Genomic DNA, 20,712 nt, shown 5'->3' with positions numbered 1-20,712 from the left:
TCACTAAAATACGTTCGCTTAGATGCCGCTCGGGCCACCCAGCGTGGGGTCTGAATCCGACCGCCGGTACGAACCGGAGCCGGTTGAAGTAGACCGGGTGTCGTCGTCGGACGACCAGTTCCGGTTGGCTACATTGGATTCATCGCTGCGCCAGGCTCCGGCACCAGCGGTTTCTTCCGTACCGCTACCGGTTGTGCCCGAATAGCTGCTACCTGATGGGTACGTGCCTCCAGTTGTGCCATAATCGCCTTCCCGAACCGTATCGCGCATCTGTCCCCGAATGCTATCCCGATCGGTATCATCATCGTAATCGGATTCCATTTTAGCACGTTCGTTGATGAACGATTCCGCGATTTCGGTCAGTTTTTTGTCCGTATTCTTTTCTTCCTCGAGGCTTTGCTCAATCAATTGGGCCGCTTCATGATAACCCAGAAGGCGGGCCAGCGAATGGAGCGAACCGTAAGCCGCAATTTCGTGGTGCTCGACTTTTTGTCCGGCAATGATCAAACCGGCGTCGCGCGTCAGCGAACCGCTATCGGTATCGGCTACCACGATCTCACCGTCGTCGACCAGACCGTCGACCGCGTTGCAGGTTTTTTCGTCAGCTTCCAGACCCAGGTGGTTGAAAATCTGTTCAATCCGCCGAATCTGATTCTGCGTTTCGGCCAGGTGCTGGCTGAAAGCGTCCCGTACCACATCGGTGGTAGCGGCTTCGGCCATGGTTGGCAAGGCATCCGCAATTTGTTTCTCGGCATAGTAAATGCCTTTCAATTCGCTGATGAACAATTCACGCAGTGAGGTGTCCGTATCCTTCGTGCCAAAAAATTTCGCTAACTGATCCGTGAACGATGCCATACTGGTATGAGATTAATGGGTTGAAAAATGATTTGCAACCACGGATTTTCAAACCTTGTACCAGTTATTAATTTGTTGATAGACAGATAGTTGTAATCTATCTGATGTGGATGGTCTGCCCCGCTGCGGGGTCTGGTTTCCTCGCTGGGACCGTGTGCCATTTTTAACAAAACGCAGAATAGTTAGGATTCGGCCCGGGCAGGCTGTCCGAATTTATACAGGCTGTCGTAGGCCAGACCCAATCCGACACTCGAAAGCTTGTTTTCGTCGGCAATGGCGGCTTTCGGAAAAAGTTTTTTGAACTCCGTTTGAACGAGAGGTACTTCGGTGGTTCCTCCGGTCAGAATGACGAGGTCGATGGCTTCATTTGTCACCCCAGCTTCCTGCAAACATTGTCGCGCTGAGGCCGAAATTTTGGCTACCTCGCCCTGAATGGCCGTTTCAAACCGCTCCCGTTCGATGGGAATAACTAATCCTTCTTCCAGAAAGGCAAAGGGAGCCGCATACCGCTCCTGATCGGTCAGCGCCATTTTGGCGGTTTCGGCGGTGGCCAGCAGCGTATGGCCGGTTTCGTTCTCCAGCACCTTCAGGAGCCTTCCGTACCGGGTTTTGTCGTGCGACTGATGCAGCAACTGCCGGGTCTGCATGATCAGCTTGGGCGTATACAGAAAGTTTACCTTGCTCCATTCGGCCAGATCGTGGAACGGTTTAAGCGGTACTTCCAGCTTTTTATCGCCGTACGTGCTTCTATACCCGATTTCGGGCATGATGGCGGCCAGACTCAGGTCTTTGTCGAAATCATTGCCGCCTACCCGAATCCCGGTATTAGCCAGGATGTCCGACGAACGGTCGACTTTGCGGGCATATTGCCGGGAGAGCCGGATCACTGTGAAGTCGGAGGTTCCCCCGCCGAGGTCGGCCACAATCGCCAGCTTTTCGCCGGTTAGCCGGGCTTCGTGGGCGAACGCGGCTGCAATCGGTTCAAACTGAAACTCGATGTGCCGAAAACCGATTCGCTGGGCAATGGCCCGCAGTTCATCCTGCGCCTGGGCGTCGGCAGCGGGGTTGTTGTCGATAAAATGCACCGGTCGTCCCATCACCACGTGTTCGAGGGTATGCCCGGCTGTGGCATCGGCTTTTTCTTTGATGTGCCGTAGAAAAGCTGCAATGATAACGGAGAAGTTCATCATCGTGCCGTTGACGATCGTGCCGTTTTTCATCAGGGACGTGCCCAATACCCGCTTCAGACTGCGCATAAAACGACCCGGTTTTCGGGCAAAAAACGTATCGATGGCCTGTCGGCCGTAGATGGGCCGGTTGTCGGGTTGTGGGAAAAAGAGTGCGCTTGGAATGGTAGCGTGGGTATTTTCAACCGGAACGAGGCTGATAATACCCTGATTAGCCAATGCTACGCTGGAGTTAGATGTGCCGAAATCGATTCCGCAGGAAAGGGTGGTCATGCGCGTCGGTTTTTGGAGAAAAAGGGCGCAAAACTACGTTAAAAAACGGTTTTTGGACAGAAAGCGTCCTCTTTTTTTAAAAAGCTTTATCTGTCAACCGTTCTCTGGCAAGACAACTTTACAAACAAACCGGGCATTCGGCGGTTATTTCAGGAAAGCAATTCACACACGGCGTTATGAAAACGAAACAATGGCTATGCGGGCTTTCACTGGCCCTGCTGGCGGCTACCACGCAACTGGCTTGCCAGTCGAAGACACAGGAAAAATCCGAAGAAGTACGCGAGGATTATAAGGATGTCATTGAAGCGCAGCGCGAAGGCGATACCAGCGAGGTGCGCGAAGAGCAGGCAGAACTCGACTCATCCCGGCAGGAATACCGGGAAATGGCGAAAGATTCCACGCGTTAAGTCTTCTCTACCAAGTAAGCCCGGCCCCTGTTTTCGAACGTGTGCCGGGCTTTTTCATGCGGTTTTACCGACGTTTCAGCGGCTTGAACGAGAGGTATTCCGGGAAAAATGACAACACCTTTTTCGGAATACATTCGGCGTCCGGTTGATGTAACGGCTGCTTTTGGCTGTCAATATGGCTGACCCGTTCCGTCGCTCCGGAGTCTGCCCAGTTGCTGGTGGTGACGGAGTTGAAGTAGAAAGTTGCGAAATACCGCGTATTGGCGTTGGGCGTTACAACGATTATTTCCCACACACCGGGGTCGGTTAAGCAGTTAATCCCGTGTTTGACACCTCCCAATCTTTATAAAGCCAACTACCCACTACCCGTCAAGAATGACTATCTTTGACAGCGTCTAGAAGGATAAAAAATGCTTAAAAACAAGAACATTTCCACAAATCCTATGACTGACGAACTTCGTTCAGGTATGTTCATTGGGAAAGGTTCAATAAAAGATAGTCACAGTTTAAATAAAAGTGACTATCTTGCTTTTGAAAAAATAAAACAATCACATCGGGATGAATATCATTTATTTTTTTTACAGGAGCGTGGCACAACGACCCTTGAAATTGATTTTAAACAACATGAAATAAAGCCGTTTACGGTTACTTATATTCATCCAAATCAAGTGCATAGATTAATTGATCTTCAAAATACAACGGTTAGCTTTTTGGCCATCAGTAACGAGCATATTAATCCCGAATATCTGAAGTTGTTAGAAGAAATGGTGCCTGTAAGCCCTTTGCTATTAAAGCAGGATGACTTTACCGTTATTTCCGAAATTTCCTCGCTTTGTATAACGTTGTTTGAGCAGAATAAAAAAAAGCTTCACCATTCAATACTAAAAGATAGTTTCAATACATGGGTTGGATTTGTGATTTCGAACTATTTGGATAAGGCGGAATCAAACTATACGCTTTCAAGATTTGGAATTATTTCCAAAGCATTTAGGGCAATCCTGGAAAAAAATTTTGCTACTGCGAAACGTCCATCCGAATATGCAGAGAAACTAAATATTTCTACACCATATTTAAATGAATGCGTTAAAAACACAACAGGTTTTTCAGTTTCACATCATATTCAACAACGTGTTGTTTTAGAAGCCAAACGCTTACTTTATCATTCCGATAAATCAGTGAAAGAAATCGCGACCGAATTGGGTTATGACGATTATCCTTATTTCTCACGACTATTTACGAAAGTTACCGGAATGACGGCTATCACGTTCCGGCGCAAAACCGCAATCAATACCTTAAAAAACTAACAGGCATTCATAAACCTCGATTAGTCCAATACTTACTTTGAATTCGCATTGCCCTGCTTTTTTATTCGCAGTTACTTTGCCGTAAATTTTATAATAAAAGGCAATGATCTCAAGCGTACCAAAATGGGTTGGCGATTTATTTGCAAATTCGCTTCGTCCGAATGCAAAAGTTTTAGAAACTTCTTACATTAGCTCACAGATAAAAAAAATACGCTTTCAAGGCGATATTTCAAAAAAGAATTTTGAAATTGGCTACGCCAATGTTATCCGTGTAAGCGAAACCGACTATCGAAATTATACGGCAGCCTACCACGACAAGAAAAACGGAATAATAGACATTATAGTCCATATACATGGAAATGGCGTTGGAAGTCGTTATTTCGATGCGTTAAGGACAAATGATGAAATATTTATTGGACCTTCCAGAGGTAAAATAGTATACAATAAAAGAGCAAAGCAACAATTTATTTTTGGCGATGAAACTTCGTTAGGTGTTGCGGTCGCTTTATTTCCATTGTTGAAAAGCAACAACCATCAGTTTCAATTTTACTTTGAGCTGGACGAAGAAAACAAAAATGTTCCCGCCTTGTTGGGCTTAAAGAATTTTATCGTATTTATAAGAAACAATTCATTCAGAAGCGAAAAATGGATTAGCGATTTGCCATTGTTCAGGACAGACGAATGGAATACCGCAAATTTTATACTTGTAGGAAATGTAAAATCCGTGCAGACATTCAGAAAAGTATTGAAGGCCAAAACACAGGGAAGCATCCATTCGCAAGGTTATTGGTTGGAGGGGAAAAAAGGACTGTAAAATTACCGCCAGACCTTGAAAACAGGCCTGCCAACACCATGGGTTTTACGTCAGGCGGGCAAACGTGCTTCGATTACCATCTAGCTAAATTTGAATGTTGGGCCTCCGTATCAACGGAAATGCTGTAATTCCTACACCAGGCCCCGAACCGAAACGCTGCAAGCCGGGTTAAAGTCAGCTCAAAACCGCCCGGTTCAGGTAGGCTACCAGCGGCTGCAAACCGCCAAAAGCTGCCATGACCCTGTTGTAAAAATCCGACTGGGTCACGGCTGCATCCGACAACGGGTGCGAGGCCGTAAAACTCTTGAGTTTCAGGTAGTCAATAGCCGGGTTGTCGGCCGAATAGCCTTTGGGCGGGCGGCTCAATGCGTCCTCGCGGCTTAGGCCCGAAAACGATTTGGTGAAGGTCGGATGGGTAATCAAGCTCTCAAATTCGCCGAAATTGTAGTCGATTTCCTGCCGAATAGTGGCTAGAACCGTCGCGTCGGGCATGTACAAACCGCCCGCAGCGAAACTGCCTTCCGGCGCAATGTTGAGGTAATAACCGGCCGTTGCCGCGGGCTTTCCTCCGGCATTGAACCAGGCACCAAAGTTGGTTTTATAGGGGGATTTATCGTTCGAAAACCGCACATCGCGATTGATCCGGAAGATGCAGCTTTTGGCTTGCAAGGGCGTTTCAGCAATGGCCGGATCAAGTTGGCTTAGGCCTTCGATCAGCCTGGTGACGAGCTGGATGAAATCAGCGCGGGCGGCTTCGTAGGCCGGGCGGTTGGCATCGAACCAGGATTTGGTGTTATTGGCTTTCAGATCGGTCAGAAACCGGAGCGTGCTGGGCTGGAGCATGAACAAACGTTTTGATCCCACCAAGTTCGCCAATGGGATGCAGCCCCGCAACCGGAAACGAAGAATTTATTATAACAGCGAAAGAGCGAAAGATTGAAAGAGCGGAATCGGACCGCCGAAGTGGAGCGATATAGTTTCGCCAGATGCCGGTTTCCTGCAACACTCTTTCACTCTTTTGTTCTTTCGCTCTTTTAAATTACCCCTGATGGGACGGCACTTACCACTGGTACTGGTTGTTGGCTTCGGCGGCATCGTCGGTCCAGGTGGTGAAAACCGAGCGCGTGACGGAGGTTTCACTGTCTTTGCCCAGCGCCCGTTGTTCCCCAATGCCGCCCGGTCCGGGAAGCAGCAAATTGACCGCCGACAAGACCTCCGAAGTCAGGCCCGGAGCCAGCCCATGCACGGCTGATGCTACCTTGGCAGGCAGCGAAATGATCAGTTCAGCCTGGCCATACCGGCAGGCATGCAGAATCTGCCGGGCGCTCTCAACGGCTCCTTTCGACAAAACCGGCAGCGAATCGCCGATCTTGAACCAGGCGTATTCCTTCTCGTTTTGACCTTTGAATTGTGCATTGCGCGGGCTGCCGGTGCGCATCAGACCGGGGCAGACCGTGGTGACGTAAATACCATCTTTGACCAGCTCCGCCCGCAAGCCTTCCGAATAACCCACCAGCGCGAATTTGCTGGTCGAGTAAGGCAGCAGGTGCGGAAACGATACCTTGCCACCAAACGACGCAATGTTGACGATGCGACCCGCCCGCCGGAGTCGCATCTGCGGCAACACCGCCTGAATGGTGTAAAAAGCCGCCCAAAAGTTGACCTCCATCACTTCCCGAAAATCCTCTTCCGTGGCGTGTTCAATGGGCGTCACGAGAATCGTTCCGGCGTTGTTGACGAGCACGTCGACGGGGCCGAATTCCTGTTCAACGGTCTGAATGAAAGCCGTTACCTGGCCTTTATCGGTTAGGTCGCAGACGTACGTAAAAACGCGTCCGCCGTTTAGTTCCAGATCGGCCTGGGCGCGTTCAAGTTCGTCTTCGTCGCGGGCGCAGATCGCCAGGTTGGCCCCTTCCTGCGCAAATTCGCGCGCCAGTACCAGCCCCAGCCCGCGCGATCCGCCGGTGATGACGACGGTTTTTCCCTGAAAATCAATTTTGCGCCATTGGTTCATCAGCGTCTTTACTGCCAGCACGGCCCCCAGGCCTGCCAGTCCCCATAGCGCAATTCGGTTATTGTTGAATGTACTCATGTCGTTGCCAGGTTCAGTCTATCGCTAATCAACCACCCGCGTAACGGGAATGTTGGCAGTCTGCGGTTTTTCTGAGCCAACCGTTCGTTTGGCGGGCGGTTTTATCCGGTTGAACGTCCGAAACCTGCGCTTGATTGAAAACCGAAAACCGTTTCCGGGCGCAATGGAGGCATATTCGGCTAAAATTTCAAAAGACAACAACTACTGACTGAATCACCATGAAAAGTTTTACGTACTTTTTACTCTGGATTGGGGTTTATCTGCTCTTTATGGCCGCCTGTAAAAATGCGGTTGATCCGACTCCCGGCGACTCTGCCCCGGAACTGCCCAATCCGCCGACTACCGAAACCGGGGCTGTTCTGCCCGTCGGCACACCGTCGGGAACCGCCGTCATCAAAACAATCGGTCCGGCCGGAGGAACCATCACGGACGAAGAAGAGCGGTTTTCGGTGACAATTCCGGCCGGGGCGCTCGACAAGAACGTGGCCATTTCGGTGCAGCCCATCACGAATACCAATCAGGCTGGGGTAGGCAATGCCTATCGGATGCTGCCGGATGGTCAGCAATTTGCCAAGTCCGTCACCGTCAGCGTGAAATACACGGATGAAGAAGGAAAACGGAGCTTTCCCAAAGCCTTCGGGATTGCCTACCAAAACGACAAAGGGGTCTGGATGGCTGTCGGTGGCACCGAAGTCGACACGAACAGCCACACGGTTTCGATTGAAGTCAACCACTTTACGGATTTTACGTTTTTCAAGTACGTCTATCTGGAACCCGAACTAACCGCTATCGACCCGGGGCAATCCGTCGAAATCGAACTTTTCGACCTGGGCTCCATCAACTGGTTGCTCGAAGATTTTCCCAAAGGACGGGAAAGACCCTTGCCCAAACCGCACGCCGTTGATTACATCAATGGCTGGGAAGTGCAGGGCGAAGGCCAGGTGATTGGCACCGGAAAGAAAGTAACCTACCAGTCGCCGGGCCAGCTACCGAATACGAACCCGGTGCGGGTGGTTGCGCACCTGGGCTCGCCGGGGAAAGAGGTGGCACAACTGATTTCAACGATTTATGTGGTGAAAGAAGGCCTGTCGATTCAGGCGGGCGGGGGCGACTGGGTTCATTTTCCGAAAGCCGGTGCCCACCTCAGGGGGACCGTCAAAGGAATCGACGGGGAAAATGGTCAAAAGACGGTGAATCTAAAATGGGAGGCTGGCCCCAAACCAACGGATGCGCTCGGCATTTATCCCTGGGGCAAAACCCTGCCGGGTATCCTTTATCGGCCGGATCCAGTAACGGAATATGCGCATCTGTATGTGGTGGATAAAAAACCGGTCGTCAGCCCGGGTTCGCTCAAAGCAACCCATATGAAATACGGGGTTATCATGGGAACATTCGATGTGCAGTCCTCCGGTCTGTTTGTGGCGTCATTGCCGCCCGTCGTATCGACTTCTTCCCTGCGCGGGGTGTTCAGGGTCAAATGCATGGACTGTGGGCGGTGAAAACCGGGGAAGGCCGACTAGACAACACGGAGCGATTCGTACGGGAACCGGAAAGCTTGACTAAAGTTTCACAGGAGGATGACGTGCTAACGATAGTAACAAACGGACCGGATTGACTATTTTCGCTACTGGTAATTTTTTTGTGCAAACTGGGTGTGACTTTTGCCAGGCTTATCCGTCAAATGATCAGTTGGACTGGCTAAGTAATGTGTAGTATTGGCTGCGAGGCCCAAAAGAAAGCTCTGCGACACCATTTTCGGCAGAAATTGGACTCGAACCGCTAATGAAGTGAATTAATGTATCTTATTTGTTTTAAGATTAATTTAGTTATTATTACTTAGTTATTTGGTGAGAGGGTAGGGCGTTCGAGTTGAGGCTGCTTGGGCAAACGAAGACTTACCGGAATTGTCCACTAAAAAAGACCTGTGAGAGTATTCTCCAGGCTTTTTTTTGCCCAAATGATTCGGAGCCGAGCCAGGTCGGTTTCGGATCGTTCAGGTGTTTCGTTGCGTCCGGACCGTATTTGGGCAATCAGCCTAGCCGCAGGGCCTAGTTGACGGGCAACATAGCGTACTGGAGTATGCCAGTGAGCCGCTTTGAAAAGCTCCTGCGAATGGTGAAAAAAAAAGATTAAACCGGATTAAACGTTGGCGTGGCGGGGTCCTCTAAGAGACATAAAACAACAAGTTAACACGACCAACCATGAAAACGACCATCATCACTCTCTTCACCCTGGCTGTATTAGGAACCGGTAGCGCAATGGCACAACGGTACGATAACCGGTACCCTGATCCGCGCTATGACGACCGGCGTTCTGACCGCTTCGAAGACCGGCAACGCTACGACGATTTCCAGGAAGATATTAAAATCGACCGCCTGGATGCCATCGTCGGGTTGTCGCGTCGGCAGGAGCGGGAGTTGAAACGTATCGAAGACCGCTACGACTACCGCGAAATGGAAGCCGCTCGCCGGCGCGACCCGCGGGCGTACCAATACACACTACGTCGGAAAAACCAGGAAATGATGTCTGTCCTGACGCCATTCCAGCGCGAACGACTGTTTGCCTACCAGCAACAATACCGCCGGAATGATCGGGGCTACTACGGTCGCCGGTACTAACCGACCGGTCGGTTCATGGTGAGTCGGTTTTTAACACGTACTGACTTTTCTAAACCCGTAACCCAATCTACCCACCGTTTCTTGATCCGGGAAAGCGAGCCAGTTCGCTTTCCTTTTTTTGTTGTGTATTATTTGCTTACGTTACCGGTTCGCAGGAGCCGTTGAAACGCCCCGGCCGGTCAGGTAATTGGCCAGTGCCGTCAGGGCAAAACTGGATGGAATGCCCTGCATCAGGTACATGTAAAAGAAGGTAACATGCCACAAGCGGCTGAACGACAGTAAGTTATTTTTGTAAATTATTGATTATTCGTATGGCTAACTGCGGAGATAACCTCGATAACAAGTATAAAAACCGTACGCCGGCAATTCTGATTTCGGGTCGGTCTTTTTCCAGCCCCAGTAGCATTTTCTGGACCGCTTTTTGGGGAGAAATCGCAATTTTAGGCGGTTTTCCGTTGTGCCAGGGCGTGTCGACAACGGGAAACATCACTTCAATGACGTTAAGATTGGTCGCGCGCAATTGCATGCGTAAAACCTGTGTAAAAGCGTGCAAAGCGGCTTTGGTTGCATTGTAAAAAGGATAGTCAGCCCGGGGCGCATAAATGAGCCCGGTCGTGATGTTAATAACTGCCGGACGCTCGTTTTGCATCAAAACCGGGATTAAAGCCTTGGTTAACCGGATCGGTGCCAAAAGGTTGGTGTCAATCTCGGATTGACATTTTTCTACGCTGTCGGTATCGTCGAGAAAGCGGATGGTATGGACAATGGCTGCATTGTTGATTAGAACGTTTGTGTCGGGGTGTTCTTTTTTGATCCAGTCACAGAGTTGAAGGCATTGTTCCGGGTCGGCAAGGTCACACGGGTAACTTTCCAGGGTTGGGTGGGCCTGGCAGGCCGCCCGAAGCTTTTCCTGATCTCGGCCGCAGATAATTACACGGTTTCCCTTTTCAAGTAACTGCTTGCTTAATTCCAGCCCAATGCCGGAGCTTCCTCCCGTGATCAGGACTTTATGATTCCTGTAGTCCATTTGAAAATACGATTTGTTTCTGATTCGGAACAAATGTATTTCGGCCAGTCTACAGCCGCATTGACCTAGGTTAAGAGACGATTTTTTTCTTTATCCGGCTCAATGATTCCGGCTTTATCCCCAAATAGGAAGCGATAATGTGCTGCTTTACCCGGTTTTCCATCTGCGGGAATTCTTCCAGAAAGTTCTGGTAGCGGGTTTCGGCATCAAGCAGTAGCAAGTCCCTTTCCCGCTTCTCTTTTATTGCGAAAGCCTTTTCCAGTAAGTTGACTAAAAAAAGGTTCCAAACTGGATTTTCTTCTTTTAAGGATAACCATTGCTGATAATCAATTTCTAAAATGGTTGAATCCTCCAGCGCCTGAATGGCAAAGTACGAGCCATGTCCGTTAATCATGGCCGAGTAGGAAACGATAAAATTAGCTTCCGGAATTAATGATTTCGTAAACTCATCGCCTGATGCGTCAAAATAAACGTACCGGAAAAGGCCGCTTAATACGTAGCCTACTTTTTGCGGAATATCTCCATTAAGAATGAAAAAATCGTGTTTATTAATTATCCTTCTCCGGGCGATATGAAGGAATTCTTCCGTCTCTTTTTGGGGTAAGTCAAGCATCGGGTATGAGCTTTTGGTTCGCACTTTTATTCACTGCTGAGGAAGTGTGGATGAATATTCGCTTACTTAACGTTCGCCAACACCCGCTCCAGGCGTTCGGCTGTGCTCAGATCCCCGCGTAACTCCAGTACCGGCTCCGGGCGGGTGCGGAGCCAGGCTTCGTGGGCCTTCAGCGTCCGGTTCGCCAGGCCGGTGTCTTGGTCATAGTCAGCGGCCCAGGCCAAAAAGTCTTTAAACTGCCGTCGGCGCTCAGGATCGGTCTGAATGACAGAACCATACCGTTCCAGCTCCCGATTTTTCAGCCGTTCGAGCCGAATGTCGGGCGGAATCCAGAGGAAGACAATCAGATCAAAAACCGGGAAAACCGCCTGGCCCCAGTTGATTACCGAACCACCCAGAATCCAATCGTTCGCAGCCGTCAAGTCGGCTGAAATCCGGGCGTTCCGTTCGTTGGGCGGGCATCGGACGGTGAACGGCGGGTCGGTTTTCTCCCAAAAATAATCGTCACTGTCGAAGTAGGGGAGGTTCAAATGAGCCGCCAGCGCCGTCCCCAGCGTGGTGACGCCACTGCCCGATGCGCCGAAAAGGTGAAGTCTCATGTACGGGGCGGTTTGGGAGGGTTAATAGCGAATAACCAATAATGAATAATGGAAGTTGTACACGGGTTACATTCCGCATAAGCCCGCGTTTTTCTTCAATTTTCTTGCAAAAACGATAAACCGCTTCAACTTTGCAACCCCTCAAACCGGCATCGGGAGACACGGGATGGCAGACGGCCGCTCGGGAACTTTAGACCGTAAAATGGAAAGTTCAGGCAGTGAAACGGGAATTTTAGACAGACATTCAACCGGATACTCAAGAACTGTTGGTCAGGGGAGGGCCACCCGGTTACTTTTGCTAAACGTATGTCTCACGCCATACAATTGGTTGTTAGGGCGTGAGTTGCAAACAGACAGGCCCAGGCATGTTGACAACCGAAGAAATTGAACACACTGTCAATGAAGCGTACCGGAAAAACCGGGCGGCTTCGCTCCGGCTCGAACAGCCGGGTTTAGGCCAGGTGGTCGTTGAAATCGAAGAATTAAGCGGTGCTTCGCTGAGCCAGAGTACCTACATCACGGAAGAGAGCCGGTTGCAATTTCGGCTTTACCGACCCGAGGCAACGCTGCTCATGTTTTTTCAGCTCCGGGGGAACGGCCGGTTTAGCCTGAAGCATGATGTATGGGTGCCCGAGCGGCATCATTCCCTGTGTTACCTGCCCATCCTGCTTTCCAAATTTGTGGTGGGAGAAAACCAGTCGATGCAGAGCCTGGCGATTAAGTTTGATCCGAAGGTGGCGGCTGCCCAGTTGCTGGAGGAAGGCATGGAGGACGACGACTGGCAACGCATGCTCGAAGATGGCGATCAGCCGTTTTCGACCATCAGGCAAAGCCGTCCGATGGGGGCCCAACTCGCTGAGATTGTGCGCCAACTCGTGAATTGCCCCTACAAAGGCAAGTTTGCGCAAACCTACAAGGACTCGCTGGTCCGACTGCTGCTAATCGAACAGCTTCTGATTTTTCGGGAAAACCGGGTGCATCTGAATGGGGCTGACACCAAATTGACCCGGCGCGACATTGAGGCCCTGCACGACCTGAAACAGTATCTAGAACAGCATTTTCTGGAGGATTTGTCGCTGGAGAAAATTGCCCGCCACTTCGGCTTGAACACCTTCAAACTGAAATACGGTTTTAAAAAGCTATTCGACACCTCGGTCATGCGTTACATCGACGACCAGAAAATGCAGTACGCCCGGCGGCTTCTGCTCGACAGCCAGCAGGATGTGCTGGAAGTGGCCGACCAGCTTGGGTATAACCACTATTCGAATTTCAGTGTGGCCTTTAAACGTCGGTTTGGTTGTTCACCGGTGCAGGTCAAAGAACAGGCGCTGGTCCTGAATTGACAGATTTTTTGTTCCCAATTTTACAGCTCGACGGCGGCCCGGATGCACCAGTATCCGGGCCGTTTCTGTTTGCAGTTCACCCGGTTTTGACTCTCTCCAGATAAATACGTTTGGCATAAGTCGTAATCCTTTTCGCATATCCGGGCCCTGATAAGCAGGTAGTTACTTTGTAGCCGTAAACCAAATACTAGCTTATCATCATGAAAAAAACATCTTTTTTCGCGTTTATTCTGGCAGCCGTTCTGTTCTTCGCCTGCAACCCTTCAAATGGGGTCAACCCCGGTGAAAACGAAAAGAAACCGCTGCTGGCAGGCTATTCCAACCAGGTTATTCTGGACTGGAATCAAATGGCGTTTCAAGCCATGGGTGGCACCTCGTATCAGCACTCGCTGCTGGCTTCCCGCATCAACGCGATGGTTCACCTGGCGATGCACGACGCCCTGAACGCCATTGCTCCGGCTTACCAAACGTATGCACTCAAGCGTTCGGATACAGGTGCCGATCCGGTGGCGGCTGCGGCCACAGCAGCTTATGAGGTGCTGGTCAATTCGTTTCCCGATAAGAAAACCAGTCTGGATTCGGCGCTGACGCAATCGCTGAAGACGCTGCCGACGGGCGAACGGCTCAACCGGGGCAAGGCGTTAGGGAAAGAAGCCGCTACGGCCATTCTGAGCCTGCGCCAGAACGACGGTGCCCAGCAGGACCCGATTGCGGCCCTAACGCCCTCGACACAACCGGGCGTTTACCAGACGGTTCAGCCTTTTACCTTCGTGTTCGCGCCGTTCTGGAAAGACATGAAACCGTTTGGCCTGACCAAACCGGACCAGTTTCGGGTGGGGCCACAACCGGCTCTGAACAGCCCGGCGTATGCCGAAGCCTTTCAGGAGGTGAAAGAAAAAGGGAAGAAAGACAGCAAAACGCGTTCGGCCGAAGAAACCGTTTACGGGATGTTCTGGTATGAGTTTTCGGAAATTGGCTGGAACCGCGTGACCCGCACCGTTGCCGCCGACCGGAAAACCGACCTGCTGACCACGGCGCGCCTGTTTGCCCTGGTGAACATTGCCCTGGCTGACTCCTACACTGCCGGTTGGGATTCGAAGTTTCACTACAATTTCTGGCGGCCGCTGACGGCCATCCGGGCGGCTGAAAACGACGGCAACAGCAAAACCGCCCCCGACGCTACCTGGGAACCGCTGATGCCGACGCCCCCCGTGCAGGATTATCCGTCGACGCACAGTACGCTGGGCAAAGCAGCCGCTACGGTGCTGGCGCAGGTCCTGGGCGACAAAACGCCCTTTACGATGACGTCGTTCACCGCCGATCCGGCTCATCCGAAACGCAGCTTTACAAGCTTCAGCCAGGCGGCTCAGGAAAATGCCGACTCGCGGGTCATGGTCGGGATTCACTTCCGGTTCTCCTGCGACGCCGGTCTGGATCTGGGTAGCAAAATTGGCCAATGGACGGTCGACAATTACCTGAAACCGGTTTCGGTGTCGGCGAAATAAACCGCCTGATCCGGGCCTTCCTCCGGTACGCCCGGCGCTACCGGAGGAACTTTTACCCTTTTCACAACAACAAATACAATGAACCGTGCAAACGCAGTACCGCTTACACCTGACGCTTTACTATGGGCTGCACCTGTTGCTGAGTCTGCTCCCCGTCGGTCTTTGGGGCCAATCCAACCCGAACCGAAATCCACCAGCCGATTCGGCGCGGGTACTCCGGGAAGTGGCCGTTCGGGGATTCCGGCTCAACCACACTGAGGCACTGCCCGACGTACAGGGCACGTACCTGATGGCGGGTAAACGCAGCGAAGTTGTTCGGCTGGCCGGTATCGACGCCAATGTGGCTGAGAAAACCGGCCGCCAGCTTTTCGCCCGCATCCCCGGCGTGTTCGTTTATGACATGGACGGCACCGGCAACCAGATTAACATTGCCACCCGGGGGCTGGACCCGCACCGGTCGTGGGAACTGAACAGCCGCCAGAACGGAGTCATCATCAATTCGGACCTGTACGGCTATCCCGCCAGCCATTATTCGCCCCCGCTCGAAAGTATGGAGCGGGTGGAACTGGTGCGGGGGACGGCTTCGCTTCAATACGGCGCACAATTCGGCGGTATGATCGATTACGTCACGAAAACCGCCGATACGACCCGGCGATTGGGCTTCGAAACGACCAATTCCATCGGTTCTTTCGGGTTGCGAAGCACCTATAACGCCCTCGGTGGGCGGATTGGAAAATGGACCTATTACACTTACGATTACCGGCGCGCCAGCGATGGCTACCGGGCCAACAGCCGCTCGACTGCTCAGACCCAGTTTCTGAGCCTTCGGTTCCGGGCTTCGAAGCGGGTAGAATGGCGGGCGGAGGTGGGCCGCTCGACGTACCGGCACCAGATTCCGGGGCCGCTGACCGACTCGCTATTTCTTCAGAACCCGCGTCAGTCGACCCGAAGCCGGAATTACTTCAACCCGGATATCTGGGTGCCGTCGGTCCGGCTGGATTGGCGGCTTTCCGGGCGAACTCAACTGAGCTGGACTACATCGGCCGTGCTGGGTGCCCGCAACAGCGTTCAGTTCGACGCTTTTGCCAACGTGCCGGATGCCGTTGACGAACAAACTGGCTTTTACAAAAACCGGCAGGTCGACATCGACCGGTTTAACAGCTATACCTCGGAATTGCGCCTGCTGCACCGCTATCAACTGGCCGGTTTGAAGGCGACGCTGGCCTTTGGGATGCAGGGCATCAACAACGATCTGCACCGGCAACAGGTGGGTAAAGGAACCACCGGTTCAGACTTTGATTTGAGCCTGACCAATCCGGTCTGGGGCCGTGACCTGCATTTGCGCTCCCGCAACGGGGCGTTTTTTGCCGAAAACCAGGTTCAGGTAACGCCCCGTCTCCAGCTTGCGGGCGGTTTTCGGGCCGAAAATGGCGCGAGCCGGATGAGCGGCACGATTGGAAATGATCCTCTGGAGAATGTTCCCGCCCTTGTTCGGCACCGGTTTGTGCTGTTCGGATTCAATGCGCAATACCGCTTCAACCCGGCGACTCGGCTTTACGGCGGTTGGTCGCAGGCGTATCGTCCGGTTATTTTTAAGGACCTCATTCCGGCCTCGGTTTACGAGCGCGTGGCTGACAACCTGAAAGACGCCCGGGGCCATAACGCCGAAATCGGGCTGGAGGGACAGTGGAAAACCGTTCGGTGGAACGTCTCGTTGTTCGAATTGCTGTATCGCAACCGAATGGGGAACCTGTTGACCGGCGATTCGGCAGGACCGACGTTGGTGCTGCGTTCGAACGTAGGCGACAGCCGCAGCCGGGGACTTGAAGCCCTGGTGGAAGCGACACTCATGCGGGGTCGTCGCTGGAGCATTCAGTTCTTTAGCTCAACGGCTTACATGGACGCGCGTTACCGGAAGGCATCGCTCTCGAATGGAAAAGAGAATGTCATCATCGACGGTAATCGGGTTGAATCGGTGCCGGTCTGGACCAGCCGAAACGGGATTACCATCCAATACCGCCGGATCCGGTTCACCTCGTTGTACAGTTATGTCGGAAAAACGTTCTCCGATGCGTTCAATACCTCCCTGCCGTCGGCCAATGGGGCGCGGGGCCTGGTGCCGGACTACGGTTTGCTTGATGTGATGGCAACCTGGCAGGCGCATCGTCGCCTGTTGATCCGGGGAAGTCTGAATAACGTGCTGGACAAATCCTATTTCACGAAACGGCCCGCGTTTTATCCAGGGCCGGGCATCTGGCCATCCGACGGGAGGGGCGGAGTCGTGACAGCGGCACTAACTTTATAAAAAATGTTGCTGATTACGAGCGCATTTTGGGCTTTCCACGCCCGGAATGCGCTTTTTTTGTGCCATAAATCAGCTCATTTCAAAAATAAGCCCTTTTATTGGCTATTCAATGAACAGGAGCCGCCTTTGGTGGTTAAGAAAGTAAACCGTCTGATCATTGAGTAGGAGCGTCTTTATGAGCAACACAACTTCTGAACACTTCGACGCCCTCCTGATTGGGGTCGGGCAGGCCAACAAACCGCTGGCACTGACAGTGGCGGAGAAAGGCTGGAAAACGGCTGTCATTGAACGAAAATTTGTCGGTGGAAGCTGCATCAACTACGGCTGTACGCCCACCAAGACGCTGATCGCGTCAGCGCAGGTGGCCCACCAGGCCCGGCGGGCTAGCGAGTACGGCATCCTGACCGGCGACGTTCGGGTGGATTATCCGGCTGTAAAGCGCCGAAAAAACCAGATCGTTGAACAGTTTCGAAACGGGATTCAGCAAAGCTTCGACGAAGCCGACAACCTGACATTGATTCGGGGAGAAGCCCGGTTTTCGGGTCCAAAACAGGTGGAAGTCACGCAGCCCGACGGCAACACCCGAACGCTGACAGCCGACCATATCTTTATCGATACCGGCACCAGCCCCCGCCAACCCGATCTGCCCGGCCTGGAAACCGTCCCCTGGCTTACCTCTACCACGTTGATGGACCTGGACGAATGCCCGCAACACCTGCTCATTCTGGGCGGTGGGTACATTGCACTGGAATTCGGGCAGTTGTTCCGGCGCCTGGGCAGCGAAGTCACGCTGATCGAGCGTGGGAGCCAGCTATTGAGTCACGAAGATGAGGAAATTGCCAGCGAGATAGCCACTTTTCTCACCGAAGAAGGCATCCGAATTCATCTGGATTCGACCGTAGAACAGGTGAGCCGGAACGATGCGGGCGGGATTGAACTGTTGCTGAAAACCGGTCAGGGGGCCAAAACCGTAAGCGGTTCTCACTTGCTGGTCGCCACCGGCAGCACGCCCAACACCGCCGTGCTGCAACTCGATGCTGCAGCGATTAAAACCGATGCGGAGGGCTACATTCAGGTTAACGAGCGGCTGGAAACCACCCAACCCGGGGTGTATGCGCTGGGCGACGTCAAAGGCGGACCGGCTTTTACCCACATCTCGTACGACGACTTCCGGATTGTCCGGCAAAATCTGCTCGAAGGCGGCTCGGCCGCGATCACGGACCGCCCGGTTCCGTACACGGTTTTTACCGATCCGCAACTGGGACGAATCGGGCTGTCGGAGCGTGAGGCCCGAAAGCAGGGCCGGAACGTCAGCATCGCGTCGATGCCAATGAGTCGGGTCGCCCGCGCCCTGGAAACCTCCCAGCCCAACGGTTTGTTGAAAGTCGTTGTCGATGCGGATTCCGGGCAGATGCTGGGCGCGGCCATGCTGGGCATGGAGGGTGGAGAATTGATGGCGATGATCCAGATCGCGATGATGGGAAATCTTTCGTATCAGCAACTCCGGGATGCGGTTTTTGCCCACCCGACGCTGGCGGAAGCACTCAATAACCTGTTCGCTCAACTTGATTAACCAATTATGATTCAGGAGATTATTCAACCAAAAACCGTAATTCTACCGGATACTTACCGCCAGGTCCGGAGCTGGACCAAGCGGCTTTGTGCCTCGCTGGAAACGGAGGACTACGTGGTGCAGCCCACGCCCGATGTCAGCCCGCCGAAGTGGCACCTGGGGCATACGACCTGGTTTTGGGAACAATTCGTGCTGCTGCCGCACGCGCCGGGTTACCGGGCTTTTCACGACGATTTCAGCTTTGTGTTCAACAGCTACTACGAGTCGGTGGGCCGCCGGGTGCTCCGGACCCAGCGCGGGAATCTGAGCCGCCCGACGGTGGAGCAGGTTTATGAGTACCGGGCGTATGTCGACGAAGCGATGACCCGGTTTTTGTCCGGCGAGCTGCTCACGACCGAACTCCGGAGCCTGATCGAATTGGGCTTGAACCACGAGCAGCAACACCAGGAGTTGCTTGCCACCGACATCAAATACATCCTGGGCCACAACCCGCTTTTTCCGGCCATTGACATGCCGGTCAACGAACGGGCTGTCGATCAACCCGGTCCGGCGGTTTTTTTGCCCGAAGGCGTCTACACGATCGGTTTTCGGAACGAATCGGGCGGTTTTTGCTTTGATAATGAGCTGAACGCCCATAAGGTTTACCTGAACGATGTGACGCTGAGCGGGCAACTGGTGACCAATGCGGAGTACCTGGAATTTATCGAAGCCGGTGGCTACCAGCAATTTCGGCATTGGTTGTCCGACGGCTGGTCGTGGGTTAACGCGCAGCAGATCGAAGCACCCTTGTATTGGTACAAAATCGACGGGCGGTGGTATTCGTATTCCTTCGCCGGGTTGCAGCCGGTCGATCCGGCCTTGCCGGTTTGCCACGTGAGCTTTTACGAAGCCGATGCCTACGCCCGCTGGCGGGGAGGGCGGTTGCCCACCGAAGCCGAATGGGAGTCGGCGGCTTTGAGCGAAAACCCGTTCCGCTGGGGCCTGCGCTGGGAATGGACCGCTTCGGCTTACCTGGCGTACCCCGGTTTTACGACCGCCGAAGGGGCCGTGGGCGAATACAACGGCAAATTCATGAGCGGGCAAATGGTGTTGCGGGGCGCTTCGGTAGTCACGCCCGAGGGCCACAGCCGACCGACGTACCGCAATTTTTTTCAACCTGACAAACGATGGCAATACACCGGAATCCGACTGATTCAATCCTGAACGCTGAATTAATTTCTGACAATACTGGTCCGGATGGGTTGAGCGATTTGGCGCGGGAAGTGCTGGAGGGACTGACGAAAACGCCCAAACGCCTGTCTTCGCGGTTTTTTTACGATGCGGAAGGCAGCCGGTTGTTCGCCGAAATCATGCACCTGCCCGAGTATTACCTGACGCGCTCGGAATACGAAATTCTGGAAACCAGCAAGCAGGAACTGCTCCGGCGGTTTTCGGCCGACGGGCGTCCGTTCGAACTGGTCGAGTTGGGCGCGGGCGACGGGCTGAAAACCAAACTGCTGCTAGGACATTTCTGGGACGAAAAGGCCGATTTTACGTACGCACCGGTCGATATTTCCGATTCGGCCCTGGAAAACCTGACGGCTGATTTGCGGAAAAAATGGCCCCACATGAAGCTGGAACCACAGCACGGCGAATATTTTGAGGCCATCGAGCGGCTGGCAAACCGGTCGGGAGTGGAACGGCCCCGGCTGGTGGTGCTGTTTCTGGGGTCGAACATCGGGAATTTTGCCCCGGACGAAGCCGTGGGCTTTTTTCGGCAAATCAATGAGTCGCTGCAACCCGGAGATCTGGTGTTGACCGGTTTTGATTTACAGAAACATCCGGCGGTTATTCACGCGGCTTATAACGACCGGCAGGGGCTGACGAAAGCCTTCAACCTGAATCTGCTCCGGCGCATTAATCGCGAACTCGACGCGGATTTTGACGTTTCGGCTTTCGATCATTACGAAACCTACAGCCCCGAAACCGGCGAAGCCCGAAGTTACCTGGTCAGCCAGAAGGTGCAAACCGTGACGATCCGGGACCTGAACCTCCGGGTGGCGTTTCAGTACGGCGAAATCATTCACACCGAGATTTCCCGCAAGTTTACCCGCTCCGACGTCGAGCAATTGGCCGAACAGTCGGGCTTCCAACTGACCGGCTGGCTGACCGATTGCAAACACTATTTCGCGGATGTGATTTTTCAGAAATGAAAACC

Annotated in this window: 20 protein-coding genes; 12 read left to right on the top strand and 8 right to left on the bottom strand. The window is 52.9% G+C overall.

Annotation, left to right across the window (positions count from 1 at the left end; genetic code table 11):
- Positions 1–18: 18 nt before the first annotated feature.
- Together ACO2Q8_RS03205 and ACO2Q8_RS03200 are read right to left on the bottom strand one after the other, a co-directional pair.
- Positions 19–855 (bottom strand): ferritin-like domain-containing protein, encoded by an 837-nt coding sequence (locus tag ACO2Q8_RS03205; RefSeq protein WP_423343338.1) that lies wholly within the window; start codon positions 853–855, stop codon positions 19–21.
- A gap of 182 nt (positions 856–1,037) precedes the next feature.
- Entirely contained in the window at positions 1,038–2,315 is a 1,278-nt protein-coding gene (locus ACO2Q8_RS03200; protein WP_423343337.1) for an Hsp70 family protein, read from the bottom strand.
- A gap of 176 nt (positions 2,316–2,491) precedes the next feature.
- Here ACO2Q8_RS03200 and ACO2Q8_RS03195 point away from each other — a divergent pair, with 176 nt between their 5' ends.
- Positions 2,492–2,722, top strand: a complete 231-nt coding sequence (locus ACO2Q8_RS03195) for a hypothetical protein (protein ID WP_423343336.1) — start codon at positions 2,492–2,494, stop codon at positions 2,720–2,722.
- Between the two features lie 64 nt (positions 2,723–2,786).
- Here the strand turns inward: ACO2Q8_RS03195 and ACO2Q8_RS03190 are convergent, their stop codons facing one another.
- A complete protein-coding gene (locus tag ACO2Q8_RS03190; protein ID WP_423343335.1) occupies positions 2,787–3,017 on the bottom strand; it encodes a hypothetical protein in 231 nt (76 codons plus the stop codon).
- A 148-nt stretch (positions 3,018–3,165) separates the two neighbouring features.
- Here ACO2Q8_RS03190 and ACO2Q8_RS03185 point away from each other — a divergent pair, with 148 nt between their 5' ends.
- Positions 3,166–4,026 carry a helix-turn-helix domain-containing protein gene (locus ACO2Q8_RS03185; protein WP_423343334.1) on the top strand — a complete coding sequence of 287 codons (861 nt, stop codon included), beginning with the start codon at positions 3,166–3,168 and terminating at the stop codon, positions 4,024–4,026.
- 103 nt (positions 4,027–4,129) lie between these two features.
- Positions 4,130–4,840 (top strand): FAD-binding oxidoreductase, encoded by a 711-nt coding sequence (locus ACO2Q8_RS03180; RefSeq protein WP_423343333.1) that lies wholly within the window; start codon positions 4,130–4,132, stop codon positions 4,838–4,840.
- A 174-nt stretch (positions 4,841–5,014) separates the two neighbouring features.
- Here ACO2Q8_RS03180 and ACO2Q8_RS03175 read toward each other — a convergent pair whose 3' ends face one another.
- Complete coding sequence (locus tag ACO2Q8_RS03175) at positions 5,015–5,683, bottom strand: DUF2461 domain-containing protein (protein ID WP_423343332.1); 669 nt, start codon at positions 5,681–5,683, stop codon at positions 5,015–5,017.
- Between the two features lie 217 nt (positions 5,684–5,900).
- Positions 5,901–6,932, bottom strand: coding sequence for an SDR family NAD(P)-dependent oxidoreductase (locus ACO2Q8_RS03170; protein WP_423343331.1), 1,032 nt, complete (start codon positions 6,930–6,932; stop codon positions 5,901–5,903).
- Positions 6,933–6,981: 49 nt separating this feature from the next.
- On the opposite strand from ACO2Q8_RS03170, the gene ACO2Q8_RS03165 reads away from it, so the two are divergent.
- From ACO2Q8_RS03165 to ACO2Q8_RS03155, 3 genes are all read left to right on the top strand, one after another.
- On the top strand, positions 6,982–7,140 hold the full coding sequence (locus tag ACO2Q8_RS03165) for a hypothetical protein (RefSeq protein WP_423343330.1): 159 nt from the start codon (positions 6,982–6,984) through the stop codon (positions 7,138–7,140).
- 10 nt (positions 7,141–7,150) lie between these two features.
- Entirely contained in the window at positions 7,151–8,431 is a 1,281-nt protein-coding gene (locus tag ACO2Q8_RS03160) for a hypothetical protein (RefSeq protein ID WP_423343329.1), read from the top strand.
- A 702-nt stretch (positions 8,432–9,133) separates the two neighbouring features.
- A complete protein-coding gene (locus ACO2Q8_RS03155; protein WP_423343328.1) occupies positions 9,134–9,550 on the top strand; it encodes a hypothetical protein in 417 nt (138 codons plus the stop codon).
- A 283-nt stretch (positions 9,551–9,833) separates the two neighbouring features.
- Here ACO2Q8_RS03155 and ACO2Q8_RS03150 read toward each other — a convergent pair whose 3' ends face one another.
- The 3 genes from ACO2Q8_RS03150 to ACO2Q8_RS03140 all read right to left on the bottom strand — a co-directional run bounded on the left by ACO2Q8_RS03150 (position 9,834) and on the right by ACO2Q8_RS03140 (position 11,789).
- Positions 9,834–10,577 carry an SDR family oxidoreductase gene (locus ACO2Q8_RS03150; protein WP_423343327.1) on the bottom strand — a complete coding sequence of 248 codons (744 nt, stop codon included), beginning with the start codon at positions 10,575–10,577 and terminating at the stop codon, positions 9,834–9,836.
- A 70-nt stretch (positions 10,578–10,647) separates the two neighbouring features.
- On the bottom strand, positions 10,648–11,190 hold the full coding sequence (locus ACO2Q8_RS03145) for a Crp/Fnr family transcriptional regulator (protein WP_423343326.1): 543 nt from the start codon (positions 11,188–11,190) through the stop codon (positions 10,648–10,650).
- A gap of 62 nt (positions 11,191–11,252) precedes the next feature.
- The gene (locus ACO2Q8_RS03140) at positions 11,253–11,789 is read right to left on the bottom strand and encodes an adenylate kinase (RefSeq protein ID WP_423343325.1); all 537 of its coding nucleotides are present in this window, start codon (positions 11,787–11,789) and stop codon (positions 11,253–11,255) included.
- A 365-nt stretch (positions 11,790–12,154) separates the two neighbouring features.
- On the opposite strand from ACO2Q8_RS03140, the gene ACO2Q8_RS03135 reads away from it, so the two are divergent.
- From ACO2Q8_RS03135 to egtD, 6 genes are all read left to right on the top strand, one after another.
- Positions 12,155–13,132: a helix-turn-helix transcriptional regulator gene (locus ACO2Q8_RS03135; RefSeq protein ID WP_423343324.1), complete on the top strand. Its 978-nt coding sequence runs from the start codon at positions 12,155–12,157 to the stop codon at positions 13,130–13,132.
- Positions 13,133–13,332: 200 nt separating this feature from the next.
- Complete coding sequence (locus ACO2Q8_RS03130) at positions 13,333–14,637, top strand: vanadium-dependent haloperoxidase (RefSeq protein WP_423343323.1); 1,305 nt, start codon at positions 13,333–13,335, stop codon at positions 14,635–14,637.
- 85 nt (positions 14,638–14,722) lie between these two features.
- Positions 14,723–16,942 carry a TonB-dependent receptor family protein gene (locus tag ACO2Q8_RS03125; protein ID WP_423343322.1) on the top strand — a complete coding sequence of 740 codons (2,220 nt, stop codon included), beginning with the start codon at positions 14,723–14,725 and terminating at the stop codon, positions 16,940–16,942.
- A gap of 175 nt (positions 16,943–17,117) precedes the next feature.
- A complete protein-coding gene (locus tag ACO2Q8_RS03120; protein ID WP_423343321.1) occupies positions 17,118–18,515 on the top strand; it encodes a mercuric reductase in 1,398 nt (465 codons plus the stop codon).
- 6 nt (positions 18,516–18,521) lie between these two features.
- On the top strand, positions 18,522–19,718 hold the full coding sequence (gene egtB, locus ACO2Q8_RS03115; protein ID WP_423343320.1) for an ergothioneine biosynthesis protein EgtB: 1,197 nt from the start codon (positions 18,522–18,524) through the stop codon (positions 19,716–19,718).
- Positions 19,682–20,707 carry an L-histidine N(alpha)-methyltransferase gene (egtD, locus tag ACO2Q8_RS03110; RefSeq protein WP_423343319.1) on the top strand — a complete coding sequence of 342 codons (1,026 nt, stop codon included), beginning with the start codon at positions 19,682–19,684 and terminating at the stop codon, positions 20,705–20,707. Before egtB ends, egtD begins: the two co-directional genes overlap by 37 nt.
- Positions 20,708–20,712 lie beyond the last annotated feature (5 nt).

The organism is Larkinella sp. VNQ87, assembly GCF_049445795.1.
GTDB lineage: Bacteria > Bacteroidota > Bacteroidia > Cytophagales > Spirosomataceae > Larkinella.
Note: the sequence above shows the minus strand (reverse complement) of the source record. Positions and strands in the feature narration are given on the sequence as shown.

Excerpts from the sequence above, each read along its gene's own strand:
- ACO2Q8_RS03205 (WP_423343338.1), bottom strand. The coding sequence starts at position 855 with ATGGCATCGTTCACGGATCAGTTAGCGAAATTTTTTGGCACGAAGGAT.
- ACO2Q8_RS03200 (WP_423343337.1), bottom strand. The coding sequence starts at position 2,315 with ATGACCACCCTTTCCTGCGGAATCGATTTCGGCACATCTAACTCCAGC.
- ACO2Q8_RS03195 (WP_423343336.1), top strand. The coding sequence starts at position 2,492 with ATGAAAACGAAACAATGGCTATGCGGGCTTTCACTGGCCCTGCTGGCG.
- ACO2Q8_RS03185 (WP_423343334.1), top strand. The coding sequence starts at position 3,166 with ATGACTGACGAACTTCGTTCAGGTATGTTCATTGGGAAAGGTTCAATA.
- ACO2Q8_RS03180 (WP_423343333.1), top strand. The coding sequence starts at position 4,130 with ATGATCTCAAGCGTACCAAAATGGGTTGGCGATTTATTTGCAAATTCG.
- ACO2Q8_RS03175 (WP_423343332.1), bottom strand. The coding sequence starts at position 5,683 with ATGCTCCAGCCCAGCACGCTCCGGTTTCTGACCGATCTGAAAGCCAAT.
- ACO2Q8_RS03170 (WP_423343331.1), bottom strand. The coding sequence starts at position 6,932 with ATGAGTACATTCAACAATAACCGAATTGCGCTATGGGGACTGGCAGGC.
- ACO2Q8_RS03165 (WP_423343330.1), top strand. The coding sequence starts at position 6,982 with ATGTTGGCAGTCTGCGGTTTTTCTGAGCCAACCGTTCGTTTGGCGGGC.
- ACO2Q8_RS03160 (WP_423343329.1), top strand. The coding sequence starts at position 7,151 with ATGAAAAGTTTTACGTACTTTTTACTCTGGATTGGGGTTTATCTGCTC.
- ACO2Q8_RS03155 (WP_423343328.1), top strand. The coding sequence starts at position 9,134 with ATGAAAACGACCATCATCACTCTCTTCACCCTGGCTGTATTAGGAACC.
- ACO2Q8_RS03150 (WP_423343327.1), bottom strand. The coding sequence starts at position 10,577 with ATGGACTACAGGAATCATAAAGTCCTGATCACGGGAGGAAGCTCCGGC.
- ACO2Q8_RS03145 (WP_423343326.1), bottom strand. The coding sequence starts at position 11,190 with ATGCTTGACTTACCCCAAAAAGAGACGGAAGAATTCCTTCATATCGCC.
- ACO2Q8_RS03140 (WP_423343325.1), bottom strand. The coding sequence starts at position 11,789 with ATGAGACTTCACCTTTTCGGCGCATCGGGCAGTGGCGTCACCACGCTG.
- ACO2Q8_RS03135 (WP_423343324.1), top strand. The coding sequence starts at position 12,155 with ATGTTGACAACCGAAGAAATTGAACACACTGTCAATGAAGCGTACCGG.
- ACO2Q8_RS03130 (WP_423343323.1), top strand. The coding sequence starts at position 13,333 with ATGAAAAAAACATCTTTTTTCGCGTTTATTCTGGCAGCCGTTCTGTTC.
- ACO2Q8_RS03120 (WP_423343321.1), top strand. The coding sequence starts at position 17,118 with ATGAGCAACACAACTTCTGAACACTTCGACGCCCTCCTGATTGGGGTC.
- egtB (WP_423343320.1), top strand. The coding sequence starts at position 18,522 with ATGATTCAGGAGATTATTCAACCAAAAACCGTAATTCTACCGGATACT.
- egtD (WP_423343319.1), top strand. The coding sequence starts at position 19,682 with ATGGCAATACACCGGAATCCGACTGATTCAATCCTGAACGCTGAATTA.